13 protein-coding genes are annotated in these 18244 nt (G+C 48.2%); 6 read left to right on the forward strand and 7 right to left on the reverse strand.

Translation table 11 applies throughout. The features are described 5' to 3' along the window. Positions 1-198: 198 nt before the first annotated feature. Positions 199-570, reverse strand: coding sequence for a transcriptional regulator (locus tag QUB16_RS18800; protein WP_333318351.1), 372 nt, complete (start codon positions 568-570; stop codon positions 199-201). Positions 571-753: 183 nt separating this feature from the next. Between QUB16_RS18800 and QUB16_RS18805 the strand changes: the two genes are divergently transcribed. Then, positions 754-1227 carry a hypothetical protein gene (locus QUB16_RS18805; protein ID WP_333318353.1) on the forward strand — a complete coding sequence of 158 codons (474 nt, stop codon included), beginning with the start codon at positions 754-756 and terminating at the stop codon, positions 1225-1227. 415 nt (positions 1228-1642) lie between these two features. Here QUB16_RS18805 and QUB16_RS18810 read toward each other — a convergent pair whose 3' ends face one another. The 3 genes from QUB16_RS18810 to QUB16_RS18820 all read right to left on the reverse strand — a co-directional run bounded on the left by QUB16_RS18810 (position 1643) and on the right by QUB16_RS18820 (position 5706). Then, positions 1643-2713, reverse strand: coding sequence for an aromatic ring-hydroxylating dioxygenase subunit alpha (locus QUB16_RS18810; RefSeq protein WP_333318355.1), 1071 nt, complete (start codon positions 2711-2713; stop codon positions 1643-1645). Further along, the gene (locus QUB16_RS18815) at positions 2713-3399 is read right to left on the reverse strand and encodes a class I SAM-dependent methyltransferase (protein WP_333318357.1); all 687 of its coding nucleotides are present in this window, start codon (positions 3397-3399) and stop codon (positions 2713-2715) included. Before QUB16_RS18815 ends, QUB16_RS18810 begins: the two co-directional genes overlap by 1 nt. Before the next feature lie 306 nt (positions 3400-3705). Continuing rightward, positions 3706-5706: an FAD-dependent oxidoreductase gene (locus QUB16_RS18820; protein ID WP_445251138.1), complete on the reverse strand. Its 2001-nt coding sequence runs from the start codon at positions 5704-5706 to the stop codon at positions 3706-3708. A gap of 929 nt (positions 5707-6635) precedes the next feature. Between QUB16_RS18820 and QUB16_RS18825 the strand changes: the two genes are divergently transcribed. Both QUB16_RS18825 and QUB16_RS18830 read left to right on the forward strand, forming a co-directional pair. Further along, on the forward strand, positions 6636-8057 hold the full coding sequence (locus QUB16_RS18825; RefSeq protein WP_333318359.1) for a CHAT domain-containing protein: 1422 nt from the start codon (positions 6636-6638) through the stop codon (positions 8055-8057). 127 nt (positions 8058-8184) lie between these two features. Continuing rightward, a complete protein-coding gene (locus QUB16_RS18830; RefSeq protein WP_333318360.1) occupies positions 8185-10269 on the forward strand; it encodes a hypothetical protein in 2085 nt (694 codons plus the stop codon). Between the two features lie 54 nt (positions 10270-10323). Here QUB16_RS18830 and QUB16_RS18835 read toward each other — a convergent pair whose 3' ends face one another. After that, complete coding sequence (locus tag QUB16_RS18835; protein WP_333318361.1) at positions 10324-11271, reverse strand: hypothetical protein; 948 nt, start codon at positions 11269-11271, stop codon at positions 10324-10326. Between the two features lie 78 nt (positions 11272-11349). Next, a complete protein-coding gene (locus tag QUB16_RS18840) occupies positions 11350-11541 on the reverse strand; it encodes a hypothetical protein (RefSeq protein WP_333318363.1) in 192 nt (63 codons plus the stop codon). Positions 11542-12278: 737 nt separating this feature from the next. Here QUB16_RS18840 and QUB16_RS18845 point away from each other — a divergent pair. Then, complete coding sequence (locus QUB16_RS18845) at positions 12279-14351, forward strand: iron uptake porin (protein ID WP_333318364.1); 2073 nt, start codon at positions 12279-12281, stop codon at positions 14349-14351. Between the two features lie 205 nt (positions 14352-14556). Here the strand turns inward: QUB16_RS18845 and QUB16_RS18850 are convergent, their stop codons facing one another. Continuing rightward, the gene (locus tag QUB16_RS18850) at positions 14557-15810 is read right to left on the reverse strand and encodes an FIST N-terminal domain-containing protein (protein ID WP_333318366.1); all 1254 of its coding nucleotides are present in this window, start codon (positions 15808-15810) and stop codon (positions 14557-14559) included. Between the two features lie 849 nt (positions 15811-16659). Here QUB16_RS18850 and QUB16_RS18855 point away from each other — a divergent pair. Together QUB16_RS18855 and QUB16_RS18860 are read left to right on the forward strand one after the other, a co-directional pair. Then, positions 16660-16896: a Calvin cycle protein CP12 gene (locus tag QUB16_RS18855; protein ID WP_333318368.1), complete on the forward strand. Its 237-nt coding sequence runs from the start codon at positions 16660-16662 to the stop codon at positions 16894-16896. A gap of 554 nt (positions 16897-17450) precedes the next feature. Beyond that, positions 17451-18071: a DUF3177 family protein gene (locus tag QUB16_RS18860; protein WP_333318370.1), complete on the forward strand. Its 621-nt coding sequence runs from the start codon at positions 17451-17453 to the stop codon at positions 18069-18071. Positions 18072-18244: the final 173 nt, after the last annotated feature.

Raw genomic sequence — 18244 nt, forward strand, 5'->3', positions numbered from 1 at the left:
TTTTAAAGTCCCAAAAGCCTTTCGACCCCAATTATTTACTCGCTACCCCTTGACAGATCAAGACAGTATCTACAAATGTCTGTAGGGGCGGGTTCACCAATAATATTTAATCCCCGCCAACAATTTATATAAACCCGCCCCCACACAACCGATAATCTAGATTAACCTTTACTGCGATCGAAATAAGGATACAATCTGCTATAAATTAACTGATTCGGGCGATAATTCTGATTCCCCAATCTCCGTTGATTTCGAGTCAGCGGGCAACTCAGTATCTGCGACAGTAATTTCTAGTTTAAATCCTAACGCTTCGAGCAATTCTACCAAACTGTAAATTTCCGAACCTCCACTTTCAGTCAGCATCTTGTCGAGTTTTTCGTGATGTTCTTTTGCTGAATCAGAAAGAGCATTCATCCTGATTCGAGCCTCAATCACCTTTCGGATGGCATTTCTCAAAAGTGCTGGTTCAGGGTCTTTTTCTTCTAAGATAGCCCCGATAAAACCAGCAGCGTGTTCGGCATCTTTGAGAGATTCAATTAGGGACTCGCGGTAGCTATCGCTGGTAGGCATTTTCATTGAATTTCGCGGGTTGTACTTCTATAATTTTATCGCAGTCGATCGGCAATTTCTCTCGTAAGTGCGATCGACAGCCCATTCAACAAGCAAATCATACTTAAGACAGAGGTATTCGCTCGACAAAATAGTAAACCTTGTTTGAGGAAACAAAAGTTTAAATCACACAGGGCATTGTGAATGAATTTTAAATCGATCGCAAAAACCAATCTACTATTCGGCAGCCTGATAATTAGCCTCGGATTGCAAGCACTTCCAGCAGCAGCGCAATCAGTCACCGACGCGCAAGTTTCCGCCCTTGTAGAAGCGCTGCGACAAGCCGCCCCCCCACAAGCCGCAAATGACGGAATGTACAGTCAGTGGCAAGTTTTACCGAACAATATTTCCCGCTGGGCCAAATTCTGTACCAAACAAGATTTAACACCGCAACAATTTGAGGCTGACGCGACAAAAGCCAAATCAATTGTTACCTGTATCGTGGGCGATTTGCTGCGCGACGAATACAAAGCTAGCAGCAACAATGAAACAGCCGCTGTACGCCGCGCCGCTTGCTGGTGGATGACAGGGGACTCCGCAGCTTGTAAAAGTGGGGCAACTGCTACTTATGCCGATAAAGTTATCAGCGTTTACCAGAAGCAGCGGCCTAAAAAGTAAAGTTTGTGCTGGCGGTAACTAGATTTTTTACGTTTGTAGTGAGGACTTCAGTCCTTCCTCAGAGTCATATCGTTTCCCGTTGTATCGGAATGATTTAACCACAGAGAACGCAGAGAACACAGAGGGAGATAAGAGAGATGAATAATTCTGATGAAGAGTGGATTTGATCTCAATTAGGATTAATACCAATTTAATGTGAAGTTGCACATATCTCGATCCCCCTCGCATACCCCCTACTCCCCCTGATTGTTGGGGAGTAGGGGTTGACTTTGATCGGAATCTTGTCCCCCGCTTATTAAGGGGACTAGGGGTTGAGTAGGGGGCAAGCTAAGGGAGGATCGGATTCTACGGGGCCTCATAAAAAATTGGTATAAAGTTCTTATTACAAACAAAATTATCAGTTTGTAAGCTAACTTTACTGTTTTTCCGCCTGACTTCTAATCAACTTTTGCACGCTGGCTAAAGCTCGATTTAATTCATAACTTTTTCTTTCTGGATGCTGCAAAAAAGCCTGCTGTTCTTCTTCAATCATTAACACATCCTGCCGCACCAAACCATCTAATAACTTTTGAGCCGCACCGAAACAACTATCTTTGATAAACTTGCGAAACCAAACAGGCAATTTGTGCAGCCGCCAAAACGCATTTAATGAGGTAAAATGAATTAAATAAGCGCGAGTTGCTGTCTCGCTAACCGGACAAACCAAGCAGTAAATCTTAAAGTCACTCCCCAAAGTTGAAACCCAGTGCGGGTAAACATAGCTCACCTCCAGCGGTTCCGGGTGCAGTCGGCGCAAAGATTTAAAAAACAACTGAGAAATTGACCAAATTTTATCTATTTTGTAATAACTTTGTGCCTGATAGCGAGCAGTTACTTGATGCTCGTTTTCTTCTAAAGTATCTAACACCGGATTTGCCCAAGCTTGCCAATCATCGTGCAAGTGTCCGTGGTACATATCCATCAAGTTTTCAATTAAAAATGAATAGTGTGCCTGACAGTCGATGACTGAAACAGTGGCAATATAATTGAGATGTTCCCACTCTGGCACATCCAGTAAATTAGTTTTTTCGGCTTGGGTTTCGTCGCCGGGAAACAGCCAGATAAAACCGTTTTTTTCCTGGACTGGATAGGAGCGAATTTTGCAGTTAGGTAGCTTTTGATTTTCTGCTAAATAATCGACTTCGGCGCATTCTCCCCTTGCATTTAACCGCCATCCGTGGTAAGCACATTCGATTAAATTGCCTTTGACTTTGCCGTGGCTGAGTTTAACTTGCCGGTGGGGACATCTATCTTCTAAAGCGTTGATTTTGCCTGCACTGTCGCGGAAAAGTACGATCGCCCGATTCCAGATTTTCGCAGCTAGCGGCCCAGTTTCCACCTCGCTGCTGCGGGCGATCGCATACCAGCGATCGAGATTAATACCCAACTGGCGGATGTGAGTTTTTTCTCCCCTTGCAGCTACCGATTTTATCGCGTTGTTTTGCATTACAAATCTTCCCAAATTACGCCCATAAAACAACCCAATTTTACAAAATAACAGCCCGGAAAGCAACGACCGTAAATTTTTCTAAATCTCCGTTCTGACAAATACCTATCGCTAGCTAAATGCTTCAACCACCCAGGCGACAATCGAAATTTTAATAATCTTAAAGCATTGCGAAATCCGTAGGTGGAACAGTCGATCCTCAAATCTTTCGCAGCACCTAATATGTAGCCTATTGTAGCAGGGGTCTCGACTTCTGATATATTATCTAAAAAGACGATTTTTCCGCGCGGATTTAACAATTTTTTAATTGCATCGAGGGCCGCGGGGAGGTTGGGCAGGTGGTGAAAAGTAGCAGCACTAACTATTAAATCAAATTGGCGATCGATCGCTAATTGACTGGCATCCATTTGGATGTATTCGATATTGGGGGCTGAGCGTTTTTGACGGGCTATATCTAGCATTTTTGCTGACAAATCGACGGCGACAACATTATCGTAATACTGGGCTAATTCAAAAGCCAGAATTCCCGAACCGCAGCCAATATCTAATACTGCACCTTTGCTGGTCGATAGATTTTTAGTAAAGAAATCGTTCTGGTTTTGCAAGGTGGCGGCGAAATCGTATTCTGTTGCAAAAGCATCAAAGGTTACAGATTTATTGCGAATTTTGCAGTTACTATTTAGCATCTATTATTGCTTTATACTCATTCAATAATATTTTAACCGCATATCCACCCCCCTCAACGCAGATATTTTTTTTGTTGGCAAGCTCTGCCTTTTCTAGTCAAGGAAACCACCCCCACAAACCGTAACTCATCTTAAAAAAAGAATGCAAGTGTAGGAAACCTCTAAACCCCTATTGAATCAGTGATATCCATTTCTTCAAATCTAAAATCTAAAATCTAAAATCTAAAATGGTATGACAGGGGGCGGGTTTCACCGAGGATACCAGCCGATAATTGACGATTTATAAAGCCCGCCCCGCTGGAAACCTTAGATTTTTAACACGCCTTCGGGATTCACCGTCAAGAGCGATCGCCTCTGCAAACCCTCCTGATATAAAATAGCATTAGCTGCCAACAAACCGCTGCTCACTGCCCTTTCCATTAAACCGCACGGAAACGGCATTTTCACCCAATCTCCCGCAAACAACAGATTCGGAACAGCGCAGCAAGTCTCCGGTCTTTCCGCATAGCTACCGGGCGGATATCCAGAGAAATTCTTTTGATTTACCAATTCCCGGTGCAGCATATTTGCCTCTTTTAATTCCGGTACAATTTCGTACAATTCTTGCTCAAAAGTCGCCAGCAAAACTTCCTGGTTCGGAAATTCCTTCTCCTTGTAACAATAAGCGTGCAGTTCCACTACACTACCGCCAGTTTTCTGATTCCACTCGATGAACTGATCCTGAATTTTGTGGTAAAGCGTAATGCTGTCAGTCAGTTTGTAGCCGGAAAGCGAACTGAAATTGCTGTGTTCCCAGGGAAATTCGCGATCGAACCAAAAACGGCCCACCGCAAACGGATCGGCTATTTTCAAACTCTCTATCCGACTCTGCACCTGCGGATTTACCTCACCGCTAGCCAAACTAAACAAATGCTGCATCCCCGGAACATCTGCCGCCAAAACATAATAATCAGCCTTCAATGTTTCTCCCAAATTTTGCGGATGCGATTGGTTAACCGCTGCTGCTAACTGTATTTCATCTGCTTTTTCATCGACAACCTTAAATCGAGGCAAATCCCGCTGAGCCGGCCCGCTCACAACCCGCCCTTCGGCATCAAAAACTGCCCCGTGACAAGGACAGTGAAATTGACCGTCATTCTGTTTCTGAACTGTGCAGCCTTGGTGAGTACAGCTCAGAGAAATTGCCTCTTTTCCCGACGGTGCGGCGGCAAATACGCTGTCTCCAGCGCCGAAATATTCGGTAGAGTTGCTGTCAGTTAACAGCGCGTTTCGCTTCACCCAAAAAGGTATTTTACTTTGCACATCTCCAGACTGGTAACTCAGAGAATCAATCTTGCCGTTTTCCCAGCGAATCTCACTGACTGCGACATCTGTCAATACTTTGCCGCCTTTGCTTTCAATGGCTTTGGCAATAGGCTGCACCAAACTCGTGCCCATATCTTGCCGCGTACCGTTGAAGGCCAAACCCTCTGGATTTCCAAAAAAGTAAAAGTGGAAAAATTGCATTAATTCTCCCGCGCTCAATTCGTCGGGAGCGTTGAGGCTGGACTTGGCAAAAGGCAGAAAATACAAGTCATAAAGTCCGCGCGGAAATTCACCTTTTACCCAGTCGGCCACTGATATATTGTCGAGACGATCGAAACTTTTTTGAGTTTGAAAACCGCCGATTTCTCGAAATACTTGCCAGTGAGCGGGTTTTGTAAGATTGATTCCCCACTTGAGCCGATTTGGAGAAGATATCCCCAAGTCAACTATATTCCAGGGAAAAGCTGAATGGTTGGGACGGAAAACTTCGGGTTTGTATTTGCCGTCTCGAAACACAACGGCGTAGGATTCTAAAGATACAAAATTATCGGTAATTTCTAGTTCTTCAACCACACTTTTGAGGTTGTAGTATTGCGGGAAAAAACCGTGGAAACCGTGTTCCATCATAAAAGTTTCGTTCCCGACTTGTATCGGCCAACTAGCAATTTTGCCGCCGAGTTGGGGCGATTTGTCCAGCAGCGTCACGGCGAAACCTCGCTGACTGAGTTCGTAAGCACAGGCGAGCCCGGCCAAGCCTGCCCCTACAACTGCAACGGTTTTGCGCTGATTCAGCATTCGGGGCAAGTCAAGAGAATCTTGCACAAAAACGGCGGGCTCTGGCTTGGAAAATCGAGAGTAGCCCAGCAGCCCGCCTGCGGCACCGACTCCGAGGAATTTGAGGGCGGTTCTTCGAGAAACTGGTTGGGATAGCGGTGGATTGGTTGATTGACTCATCAGCGGTACGCGGTAACGGGCTTTAAACACAAATACGCCATAAGGCATATATCATAGACCGAAATCAGGATATGTGAAGAAATACTAAGACACATCCCCCAATCGGATCGCGATCCTCTTCGAGGGCTTCGCTAACGCACCGTGCCAAGTTCGATCGCACACAATGTATAGCAGAAGGAAGAAGGCTTTACTTATTTAGGAGAAAAGAAGAAAAAAGCGATCGACCGCATAGCGTAAAATTTTCTAAATAATTAAGTGTTTTTATTTATGTTGCTCAACTATTAGCAACCGCCGCCAATGATGTTAAAAAACTAGGAGGTTTTCAGGCAAAATTTTAGGCGAAAAGCAGTCTTGGCGAATTGTACGAAATAACCTGGCAGATATCCGAGGCAAAACAATTAACAAGTCGAGCTTTAAGTAAGTTGGGGCGAAAAAGATAACTATTTTAAAATAAGTAAATACAGAGAATATATCTACTGAGGGAACTCAATATATCGGTGCTCGATGCAGGGTATTCCTCACTTAATACCAAGACAAAACTCGATTCAACCTGAGAAGTGCGGATGTGCCGCAAAAATTCAAAGACGCCCGTATAGCTAATGCAGGTTAAACTCACATCTTGCACCATTCTTAAGAACGGGCTCTCCGGCCCGTTCCACAAAAGATGAATTTTTTGTGGAACAGGCCGAAAAGCCTGTTCATAAAAGGATTATTGAAAATGGTGCAACATCTCAGTTTTTTTGCGTAAGTCCTGTTTATGCAAAACCCCTGCATAATTTACAAACTTTTACATAAATCGCGAATTTCTTGGCGTGGGGCCTCTGTTGCTGCTAATATCCACACCCTACGGTAGATATTTGGGGTTGGTCTTGAATGCTATAGTCGTGCGGCGATCGCCAGCACAGTAAAAATTTCCAGCCACATCCAAACTTTTGCCAACTGCTGCCGCCAACGGCGCCCTTAACCGCCCCAAAATCATGCACGACAAATCTCAGCAGCAACGCCAAAAACACACGACTCAGAAAAAAATTAAAAAAGCTATTTTTTACTGTTTGATAGCAATATTTTTCTGCTGGAGCACCGCGAACCTGGCTACAATTGCCCAAAACACAGGCCAGGGCGGGCCGGGCGGGCAAGAAATGAGAAATTTGCTCGATCGGGGAAACCTCACCGAAGCCGTAACCAGAATCGAACAAAACTGGGAAGAAGACTATCAAAAATACTTTGAACAAGACTTTGCAGCCCGTGCGAAAACTGCCGCAGCAATATCAAAAACTCTATCGCGCCTAGCAATTCAAACCAAGAAAAAACCAGCTTTAATTTACGCCATCCCGCGCACCGACCAACTAGAATTAATCTTAATATTGCCAGATCGCCCGCCCATTCTCCGCAGCGTCCCCGAAGCCAAACAAGAGAAACTGCTCTCAGTAGTCAAAGAATTCGGCAGCGAAATCACCAACCCCGTAAAAATCAACACCACCAGCTATCTAGCACCAGCCCAACAACTCTACAAATGGATAATTGCACCCCTAGAAACAGATTTGCAAACAGCAAAAATTGAAACCTTGCTGTTCTGCGTCGGCGCAGGTTTGCGAACCGTACCCCTAGCAGCAATGCACGACGGAAAGCAATTTCTGATCCAAAAATACAGCCTCTCCCGCATCCCCGCCTTCAAACTCACAGACAGCAATTACACCGACCTCAGAAACGTGCAAGTTCTAGCAATGGGAGCATCTGATTTCGCAGAAACGGCGAACAAAGAACCTCTGCCAGCAGTTCCGTTAGAACTAGGTGCGATCGCCCGACAGTGGCCCGGTCAATCCTTTCTCAACCAAGAATTCACCATAGTAAACTTGCAATCCCAGCGACTGCAACAAAAATACGGAATCATCCACCTTGCCACCCACGCCGAATTCCGCCCAGGAACTCCAAATAACTCCTACATTCAATTTTGGGACACCCAACTCGGCCTCGATCAAATGAGAGATTTAAAATGGAACAATCCGCCCCTCGAACTATTAGTATTAAGCGCCTGTAGAACCGCCTTGGGAGACAAAGAAGCAGAACTCGGATTTGCAGGTTTAGCGCTGCAATCGGGAGCAAAATCAGCCCTCGCCAGCCTGTGGTACGTCAGCGATGCGGGGACTCTCGCCTTGATGACAGAGTTTTACCAGCAGTTAAAAATCCGCAGGCCAAACGACCCTCCAATCATTAAAGCTGAAGCAATGCGGCAAGCACAAATTGCCGCGATCGAAGGCAAAGTGACGATCGAAGGCGGTCAACTGCGAAGTGCGCGAGGCGACACTCCCTTGCCCCCGTCCATCCCCAAACTCGACAGCAAAGATTTATCCCATCCGTATTATTGGGCAGCTTTCAGCATTATCGGCAGTCCTTGGTAAGTGAGCCTCTTGACCGACACAGGTGATAGGCTATAAAACATAAGTAATTTAATATCTGTAGCTGTCGCTCAACAAACCACCACCAACCTGTGACGAATCAAGCGGGAGCCTTCAAGGGGAAAGAAAGATGAAAAAATTAGAATTTTTGCTACAGAAAGAAGGCGATCGCGCCTGGTTGCCCCTAGAAACCTCCGACGTGGAAATTCTAGAAGGTAAATACCGCGTGGTTGCTCGCATTCAGCACCCCAACACCGACATCGAAATTCGCGTTACCCATACCTCCTTCGACCAAGGGGCGCAGCGGAAAGTCCAAAGCCGATCGGCCCGCACCAACCCCGAAGGATTAGTCGTGATCATTCCCTACACCAGGCTCAAACCCGGACTGTGGGAACTCTCCTGCTTGCCAGATCCCAAATCAACACCACTAAAACCTTGGCAGTACGGCGTTCAGTTGGAAGTATTGCCCGCAGAATCGGAAACCTCCGAACCCCTACCGCCGATCGACCTCGAACCTGCTGCTTCCACCGCAGCCCCACAAATTGCTTCCCCGGTCGATCGCGCAGCCCCACAAATCGCTTCCCCGGTCGATCGCCCCGCACCAACCCAAATCCCAGCAGCCGATTCAGCACCGCAGCAGACCAAAATCTACCAATTCCCAATTCCCCAAACCCCCGCACCCAAACCGGGCGTCAAACTCGAACTCCTCCTCGATCGAGAAACCTTCGTCACCCAACTCGGTCGCCCCTTAATCATTTCCGGCAAAATCGACATTCCCCAACACCCCCAACAAAGCAGAAAAACAGCAACTCTCATCCCCGAATCCGAAGCGATAGAACTCAAACAACTCATCGGTTCAGCACAACTGCAAATTTACCTGCGCGACCCCCAAACCTCAAAAATTCTCGCAGAAATCCAGCAGCCGATGCCAGAACAAGTTCCCCCCTGCATCTTTGCCTGCGTCACCTACATCCCAACCGAGTGCAAAAGCCGCCTAATTTTAGGAGAAGCAATTCTCAGCAGCGGCGGCGTCACCCTAGCTACCAAACTATTCACAATTACAGCTCGTTTAGAGCACCTTCTACAGGAAATTAAAGACAATTTCATCGAAGAAAAGCATCAAGCGGAACCCTCCCCAACAGCCTCAAAACAGCCTGGAAGCGCCAAAAATATATCCTTCCTCAAGCTAGTAGAAAAATCCTTAGAGCCTCCCTCCCCCGCCGAAGCCCCAAGCAAGGAAGCCCTACCCCCTCTACTGGCTTCGCGTCACAGCCCAAGTGCAGGCGGTCTAGAATTGCCCGAATTCGGTAACAAACTGCCCGACAGCAGCCGATCGCAATTGCTCTCGGAAATCTCCAATTCGCCTCAAACTGCCGCAGAGTCGATCGACCCGCAAACCAAACCTTTAGACCTCCCAAATCCCACTCAAACAGCCGAAATCGGAGCGATCGACCAAAAACACGAAAACAGCCCCCAACCAGAAACAACAGCCCCAGAAACCCCGCCAGCACCCACAAAACAGGCATTTCAGACCTTAAACGTCGAAAGTCGATTTTGGTCGCGACTGAGCTCCCTAGCCAGCAACGGCGAATCCCCCGACTGGCTGAAAGCAACCACCCTGTCACCAAATCCAACAGCCGCCGCCAATAGCAGCGACGAAATTGCCGTTGTGGAAGAAAGCAGCCCAACCCAGCAGCAACCCGAAACCAGCGAAACAATTTCCGATCCCAAATCTACTAGCCCGGAAGCCAGAGAATTTGTGGTTTTTGACGAACCCCCGCAGCCGAAACAAGTTGCTCAAAAAACCGCAACTGTCGCAGCCGAAGTAACTCCCCCAACTCCCTACGTTTTGCCAGAAGACGAATTAGTACCGATGCCCATTTTGGAATTGCCGCGTGCCGAAATCATCGCGGGCCAGGCTGTAAAAGTGCAAGTGCAACTCCCGGAATTAATGCCCCGGATTTATGTAAAAGTTTGGGTGTACGATCGGCAAACCTACCTGATTCTCGACGGCCCGCGCTGGATTACCGAATTTAAAGCTAACGGGTTTGGAAATGTTCGAGCAAGTGTCGAGTTAGAGATTCCCTACGGCTGCATGGAAGTCGAATTTGAGGCGATCGCCGTCGAAATGCAAACTCAGCGGGAAAGCCACAAAATAAGCGTTCACCGCCAAGTTTTACCGCCAGCCGGACCAACTTTACCCCTCGAAGGGTAAGCCCAAATCCCCGTGCATCCCCGTTCATCCGCTGACATCTGCGGTTAAAAAATCCTACTTACTTCCCGCCAACTGCCGAAACTTCTTCTTAAACTTATTCTTATACACGTAGATCGATCGCTGTAAATCCTCAACTTGCAGCGACATCTCGGCAGCCAAACCCGTGCGGTTCCAAACATCTTCCTGACACTTGCGACGACAAAAATTCATCGGTTCCGAGTAAACTTTCCCAGTAGATAAAGTCGGCTTCGGCCCGCACCAGTGAATCACAGTCGCCTGAGTACGATCGCCTGCAGGCCCGCTTGATTCAACCGGAAACCGCTTTCTCAACAAATCCTGGTCAAAATCCGGCACCAACAACTGCATATCCACATTCTGCACCCGCAGTTTGCCCTCTTGAGCGGCGCGGAAGACCATCAGGTTAAAAAAGCCCATGTCTCCATACTTAAATATCTCTGGATGTTCATCATTAAAATCCAGAATCTTTCTATACTCCTCTAAGCTGAAAACACCTCGCTTCCCAAAAAATGTGCCTGGACAGACATAGCGAGAGCGATAGTCTTGCCAACGAAAATCGGGAAAATACTTTTCGACTCCCGGAATGTCAAAGAAAAATTCCGTGATATCCGCATCGGAGTAATCGTTACAAGGCTGGTCAATAATAAAGTCAAAGTCTTGAAAATTAGCCAATTTGAGGACATCTCCCCAAACAATTGTATCTGCATCCATCACGAGAAAATTTTGCCAAGGACTTTCCCAAAAGGGAATCATGTGACTTTTTCCCCAACCAAAACTTCTTTGTCTCAGAAGTGGCTCCGAGACGCTATCGTGATTAATGACGCGCACTCCGTAAGCTTTTTCTAGGGGAGTCACGGAAAACGTACCGTCAATCAACAGGCAGATGGGAACATCTCCCAGGAAATATCGGATGCTAGCACAGCAACCCTTTGCAAACAAATAATCTTGGTCGCAGCAAGCAATAATAACACCAAAATCTTCCATAAAACCTCACTTTTTTACTAATACCAGTTACCCCAAATAATCCAAGTGTAGGCAAGCTCCCAACCTTTATGTCATCAGTTACTCCCAATTCTTTAAGCGAAAATGGTATAACTTGCTTACCCCCAGCGTTGGGGTTTTTTGTTCTGACAGCAGCTCTATTTTCGACTTCTGCATTTTAGCCAGCTTAACACTAAACTCCTGCGATCGCCCTCCGTCAAAAACATCGTTAAAACCGCTAGGAATCTTGGGGATAGTTGGTCTGTCAAGCAAGTGAGCTTTCCCTGCGCCAACAGCGGGTCAAGCACCACCAGTTGCAGTCGCACTCAAACAACAAAAAAGTTGTGTTAAAATAGCCGGAAATTAAACCCGCCGACGGGCGGAATCAAAAATGGCGATCGCCCTGGCAAGTCTCGACTGCTGGGGGCATCAGAAAAGCAAAATTGGTCAAGCCTGAACTTTGGTTTGGAGCGGGTAAATCTACCAGCCTTTAGGTCTGAGTTCCCCACTCATGGCGTGAAAATAGCCCCTGCCGGGTCGCGAGGTTTAAACTTAGGTTAAAAACCTTGACATAAGAGGAGATAAAGCTGTATAAGGGATGCGACAAGCAGCCACAATCCTACCTAGAACTGTCTGTTAAGTCTGGCGTAACCGAGGACTCTGGGCAGTTGTCAGTTAGAGGCAGATTGTGGTCGAACCCGTAGAACCAGTTGTCGATCGCCCGCAGAGCAACTCAAGCAAGTCGGGCGATCGAGAGATGAAATTAGCACGTGATGGTATAATCAACCGTAATGTAATGTGGGCTTGACCTGAATTGATGCCTGGGGGTATAAGGGCTCGGCCCATACGTTCAAGCAGAAGTAGACACGCCTACTGTGAATCAACAGTGAATCAACAGTTATGGATAGGTTCTATTTTGGCAGTTATTGTCAACAGGCAAGCAACCACAAAAATTAGCAGTTGGGAATTGCTGCTCGTCGAGTTGAATAGAGTGTGAAGGTGTGAGGAAAATGAACAGAACTTTTTGGAATTTACTGCTAGTATCCCCGGCAATTCTGGGGCTATCATCAGTCATGACTGCCACTGCGATCGCCGCAGAAGTGACCGCAACCGCTGAAGCCAACCAGCTAGCTACAGCTCAGTCATCTGAGTCAAAAATTGCAGAAATAGTTGGAGAAATAGTTGCAGAACCAGTTGCAGCAGCCCCTGCTGCCCCAGAAAAGCTGGCTTTAAACAGCAGCGTCGAAGCGGCCCAAACCCCGGTCGTTAACGAAGCAGATGCTGAAAAACTAGCCTTAATCGAACCACAAACCAGCGAAGCAGCACTGCAAACAACACTGCAAACAACAGGGAGCGACATCGAGTTAGCAGCCCCAATCGCTCCGGCCAACGCAGCAGCAGCGACTGAACCCCTAGCAGCAGCAGGCACAGCCGAACCGTCACCCCAAGCATCCGACTTGGCAGTGCAAAGCAGCCAGACAGAAGTTACTGGGAAAATTGAAGTGCCAGCAGTAGCCAGCACCCCAGCTACTACCCCAGCTACTACCCCAGCTACTAAGGTAGAAATTGCTCAGACACCAGCCGCCGGAATGGGCGGCCCCATCGTCCCTGTTGCTCCCCAAGCGCTGCCGGCCCAACCGTCGGGAACCATGTCCCAGGTGACATCAGTCTCTCAGCTCTCCGACGTGCGCCCGACAGATTGGGCATTCCAAGCCCTGCAATCCCTAGTCGAACGCTACAGTTGTATCGTAGGTTATCCCGACGGCACCTTCCGCGGCAACCGCGCCCTGACTCGCTACGAATTTGCAGCCGGCGTCAACGCTTGCTTAGACAACATAACCAAACTAATTGGGTCAACAGGTAACTTGGTTACCCGAGACGACTTAGCCATCCTGCAACGCCTGCAAGAAGAATTTGCAGCCGAACTCGCTACCCTGCGCGGACGAGTAGACGGCCTAGAAGCTCGCACCGCAGAACTCGAAGCCAACCAGTTCTCCACCACAACGAAATTGGCTGGAGAAGCCATCTTTGCCGTCAGCGACACCTTCGGAGATGGTGTCGGGCTTCACGACGACAAAACGTCTACCAACTTCGGCTACCGGGTGCGGTTGAACTTCAACACCAGCTTCACCGGTCGAGACTTACTCAGAACCCGCTTGCAAGCAGTCAACACCGCCCGCTACGATAGAGCCACGGCTACCGGTACCAACATGGCTCGCTTGGCCTTTGACGGCGATGATGGCAGCCAATTCACACTAGACGAGGTGTACTATCGGTTCCCGATGGGTGCCGCTACAGTCTTTGTCGGTCCTAAAGGACTTGACCTAGATGAAATTGCAGACCAGGCTTCTACCTTTGGTAACTCTACGAGTTCGGGTTCACTTTCGAGATTTGGAGTTCGCAACCCGGCAGTATTCCGCGGCCCGCAGGGAGCAGGCGCAAGTGTGACTTTCAACTTGGGCAGCCTCCGAGCTACCGCAGGCTATCTGGCCTCCGACGGCGACGCTCCCAACCCTGCAAACGGCCAGGGCGTTTTCAACGGTTCTTTCAGCGCTCTGGGTCAGATAGGCTTTTTTAGCAGACCGTTTGACTTGGGCTTGACTTACACCCGGAAATACAATCGGGCAGGCGATGTTGGCATCATGGGCGGCACCGGCAGTGCCTTGGCTAACCGGCCCTTCGGTCAATCAGCCACTGGCTCTGATAACTTTGGCGTGCAAGTTAACTTCAAACCCAGCAGTCGCTTTCAGATTGGCGGTTGGTACGGTTATACGAAGGCTGAACAACTGCGGGGCGGCAACAATGACGCTACCATCCAGAATGGTGCTATCACTGTGGCCCTGGGAGATTTTGCCCGACAAGGCAACGTCCTCGGCTTCGTCTTCGGTGTACCGCCAAAAGTTACCGAGAGTGATGTCGCCAGAAACCGCAACACCTCTTATCACTTAGAGGGTTTCTATCGCTTCCAAGTCAATGACTTTATTTCGGTGACACCGGGCGTTTACGTGATTCTAAACCCCGAACACAACAACAGAAACGAGGATATCTGGGTCGGACTCCTCCGTACTACCTTTAGTTTCTAAGGTTTCCAGACATCTAGTTACAGCTAAAAGCGGCAGGCGACTGCCGCTTTTATTTATTGGTCATCCGTCGATCGATTTTAGATTTTAGATTTTAGATTTTAGATTTTCAACAGTCAACAGTCAACAGTTAACAGTCAACAGTTAACAGTCAACAGTCAACAGTCAACAGTCAACAGTCAACAGTCAACAGTCAACCGTTCACAAATTATGAATTTTGGCGACAAATCCCGAATACGGAGGTGTAGCCGTGCAGAAATGTGCTGCCGCCGACGGGGCCGATTTCGCCGTTGCAGAAAAAGCCGCTCAGCGGGATGTTTTTGAGGTATCGGCCAAACAGTCGGGAGTCAAAGTTCGACTGGCCGTAAAGCCCTTCACCGCGCCCCAGACAAGAGAACATCAAGGCGCCGGCGCTGGATGTACCGCTGTACTCGGCGGCCCGCTGATAGCGATCGAGCAGCATTTCTAGGTCTTCTGCGGAGGTGCGCGCGTCCCGCAGGTGAAATTGGATGCGCTGTCCGGGACGGACTCGATCGCCGATCGCAATCGCCCCCACTTTCGGATCTACTCCCAACAGATTGCGGATTAAAAAATCTCCCGGCTCTAATGTCAGCTTGAATTCATCGCTGACTAAGCCTACAAATAACGAGTGCTGAGCTAATTCTCGGTCTTCTTCGCTCAAAGTTTGAACTAACTCTCGCAACGCCTCTAAGGGCGATCGCTCGATGCCCGCGCTGCCCGTATCGTCGGTTTGTTCTTCGAGTTTCAGCAAAATATTGCGTTCTCCTTCCGTCACCCGATAAGGATGCCCGATCGGTCTGCAGCCTTGAGCGACGATCGTTTCCAAAACTATATTGCCGCTCAAAGCTACCCCAACCGTCCCTTCTCGGTAAAGGTGATAGTCGCAAAACAGCGCCGCGCCCCTGCCCGCACCGTCCCCCCCAGCGAGTCCCCCTACCTTCGCCGCGCCCGGATAGGCATAATCTAGCCCTTGCAGCAAATCGTTAATTTTTGCGGAAAAGGGGTCGGCCAAGATGATGAACTGCGGTTCTTCCTGGGCCGGCACGCCCAAGAGATCCACCCAAGTATCCGGGGGACTATCTAAGTCCGGCAGTTCTTCTGCACCGACGTGAAAAGTTCTGACATTCACTCCCGGCAAACGGGCCAGACTCAGGCTGACTGCGGGAGATCCCTCGACTTCTTCGGTGAGGCCGCCCCGGTTCGTGCCGATGACTCCTCCCCCGCCACAGCCCAGGATCGCGGGCACTGGCAGCAGTTCTCGGAGTAAAGGCATCAGCCGAGAATACTCGCTGGCAAAGGCAGACGAGATAAATATCAGCGCTAAATCGGCCGGGCCTTCTAGGTCGCGATCGGCTTGTTCTATAACTTCTTTGAGGGCGGATTCCAAAGAGGGACGGGTTGATAAAGCGCTGACCCACTGCATTTGGTTTTGGGTGTACATAAGGCAAACTTCTCTATAAAACTATCTCTATACATTACGCTAACCGGAACTGGCCGCTGGGGGGACGCTATTCTTGGGCGATCGATTCCCCCTCGATCGCCGTTCTTGTGTTAACATAAGTTAACATGAGTGTCCCATTAATCTGTTAACTGTTAAATCCCATGTTCAGCTAAATCTTAAAAGATAAAGCTCAATACAGTTTGACACACCAACCTCGTGTAATGTTTTCATCAAAAGTAAGGTTGGCTCGACCTACATTGATGCCTGTGGACTAGAATCCGCCTACGGGCTAGTAAAGCAGGAAGTAGAGACGGCTAATGCGCTCATACTTATGGATGGTTTCTCTCTGGGCTGCTGCAACAGTCGCGCCTCTCAAGCTATTATTAGCTGGGGTCGCCAGACCGAAACAGCAAATCCAACCCAAACTAACATCCAAAAAGAAAACCTTTCTTACTTAATAAGGTCAGTAACGAGCGGGCTAAAGCCACGCTCGCTTGTAAGAGAAATCTCTCGCAAGCTGTACTGACCAGCTATCGCCTTAACTGGCTAAGTTTTTTGAGTCACGACACCGGGAGAATGCGTAGCTAGTTCCTTGCTCTGTCGCTGAAGGTTAAACAGTTCTAAAGTCACGCTTTACAGTGCTTTGGGCCTAACAAGCTCACTAAACAAAGGCGCGTGCTAACTTTACCCCAGAAATGGGAGATTGAGGCAATCATACCTCACCGGAGAGGTTGATTAAATTCCCTCTCGAACCCTCGCCGGAGGGGATTCAAGGCGATTGAAATCGCCGAGTCGTTTTCCACGAGCGGGCTAAAGCCACGCTCGTTTCCCACTTACCGAGTTTTTTTTATGACAACAACACCCTCCGTCAACATCCAAGAAAAAATTGAAGAAGAACTAGAAAGCGCTCGTACCGTCTGTGACGCCAAGGGCGCTACTTCCGGGGAATGCGCGGCGGCGTGGGACGCAGTTGAAGAACTGCAAGCAGAAGCTTCCCACCAAAAGCAAGTCAAACCTAAGAATTCTTTTGAAAAATTTTGCGACGACAATCCTGACGCTGCTGAGTGCCGCATCTACGAGGAATAAACGAGCCATTTAGCTCTATGCCTTCCCTCCCGCGCCGAAATCTAACTTTTGGCGCGGGAGAATTTTATTTTAGGGGTTGAGCCTTGAAATAATGGCGAGAGTTGCCCTCTATCCCCATACGGTTCAAATCCGCCAGCTTCCCCCGTGCCGCCCAACCAGGGCTGTTTCATTCTCTTGTAGGGGCAGCAAAGAGTGGCTGCCCCCATGTCTGAAACGCTTGTGAAATCGTCTGTGGGGGGTAGGCATTCTTGGCACTACAAGAGTCAAAACCGCGATTTTCGTGAGAATGAAACCGCCCTGCCTCTTGGGGGACAAGAATTTTTGGCTCTTGCGTCCCCCAAGCGCTGCCAGGATGGGAAGGAGATATCTGAGGAATCAACAGTTTTAACTCAAGCGTATTGCCGTCTATCGTGTCTCAAGTACCCTTCAAAGCGCGCCAAGTACCTTAGAAAAGGTAGCAGTAACTAAAACATTAAGACCGTGTTCTGGTTGCGGATTTTTTAGCATTTTTGTAGTAAAATTTGTGACTAATAAGTGAGTATATTTTCCCAAAGATGTTGAGTCTTTTATTGGCAGCCACCGGGCCTTGGTTTCAACCACTGGTGTGGATGGATTATCGGTTGTCTGTGTTATTAACAATTTCGATCCCGCTGGTAGTGCTGATTTGGGCTGTTGTGGCAAAAGCTGAGGCGATCGTCCGTTTGTCGATTATTTATTGGCGGGTGGCGAGTTTGCTGGCAATTACACTTTACCTGATGATGGCTGCGCTGCCTGTGAGCTTTGTATCGTCGGTGATTGGGAGGGCCTTAATTCCTGCTAGTCTGTGGTTTTGGGAGGATTTAAACGAAGAAATTGCCGATCGACCGCAGTCGCCCCTGAAACTGGCTTTTACAGCTTGGCGGTGGGCGATTACTGTTTACAGCGGTTTGGGCGCTCTAGCTCAACTTTTCTTCTTAAGCTGTGCCTTTAAATCTCAAATTCAGATAATTGATGAACCTTTTTGCCGCGTTTGGTTAGATCCACCTTGGCTGTACAAACAAATGTTTCACCCTACGGCAAACCCTCAATTTTTGGGATTGTTGGGTATGATAGGTTTAGCAATTTATGTACTTTACTTGTCATATTTTGTGCTAATTCGGCTAGGAAAACAGGGGAGGTCAGCAACTGGAAATTAAGTTGAGTTTAAGTAAGTATTTGCCTCCTAAATACCCGCTAAAGTCTTCAACAAAAACCTCAAATATCCCAAGTCAAAAAAGCCGGGGCGCATCTACGAAAGAATCAAACTAACACCAGGGTGGCTGACGTGACCCGCCCAAAAACGAATACAATGGCCCGACTCCTGTCGTGG

This window comes from Microcoleus sp. D3_18a_C4 (genome assembly GCF_036702415.1).
Taxonomy (GTDB): domain Bacteria; phylum Cyanobacteriota; class Cyanobacteriia; order Cyanobacteriales; family Microcoleaceae; genus Microcoleus.

Bases quoted from the DNA above. Each gene is read 5' to 3' on its own strand.
- QUB16_RS18820 (WP_445251138.1), bottom strand. From the start codon at position 5,706: ATGCCTTATGGCGTATTTGTGTTTAAAGCCCGTTACCGCGTACCGCTG.
- QUB16_RS18860 (WP_333318370.1), top strand. From the start codon at position 17,451: ATGTTGAGTCTTTTATTGGCAGCCACCGGGCCTTGGTTTCAACCACTG.
- QUB16_RS18850 (WP_333318366.1), bottom strand. From the start codon at position 15,810: ATGTACACCCAAAACCAAATGCAGTGGGTCAGCGCTTTATCAACCCGT.
- QUB16_RS18800 (WP_333318351.1), bottom strand. From the start codon at position 570: ATGCCTACCAGCGATAGCTACCGCGAGTCCCTAATTGAATCTCTCAAA.
- QUB16_RS18810 (WP_333318355.1), bottom strand. From the start codon at position 2,713: ATGCAAAACAACGCGATAAAATCGGTAGCTGCAAGGGGAGAAAAAACT.
- QUB16_RS18815 (WP_333318357.1), bottom strand. From the start codon at position 3,399: ATGCTAAATAGTAACTGCAAAATTCGCAATAAATCTGTAACCTTTGAT.
- QUB16_RS18825 (WP_333318359.1), top strand. From the start codon at position 6,636: ATGCACGACAAATCTCAGCAGCAACGCCAAAAACACACGACTCAGAAA.
- QUB16_RS18855 (WP_333318368.1), top strand. From the start codon at position 16,660: ATGACAACAACACCCTCCGTCAACATCCAAGAAAAAATTGAAGAAGAA.
- QUB16_RS18805 (WP_333318353.1), top strand. From the start codon at position 754: ATGAATTTTAAATCGATCGCAAAAACCAATCTACTATTCGGCAGCCTG.
- QUB16_RS18835 (WP_333318361.1), bottom strand. From the start codon at position 11,271: ATGGAAGATTTTGGTGTTATTATTGCTTGCTGCGACCAAGATTATTTG.
- QUB16_RS18845 (WP_333318364.1), top strand. From the start codon at position 12,279: ATGAACAGAACTTTTTGGAATTTACTGCTAGTATCCCCGGCAATTCTG.
- QUB16_RS18830 (WP_333318360.1), top strand. From the start codon at position 8,185: ATGAAAAAATTAGAATTTTTGCTACAGAAAGAAGGCGATCGCGCCTGG.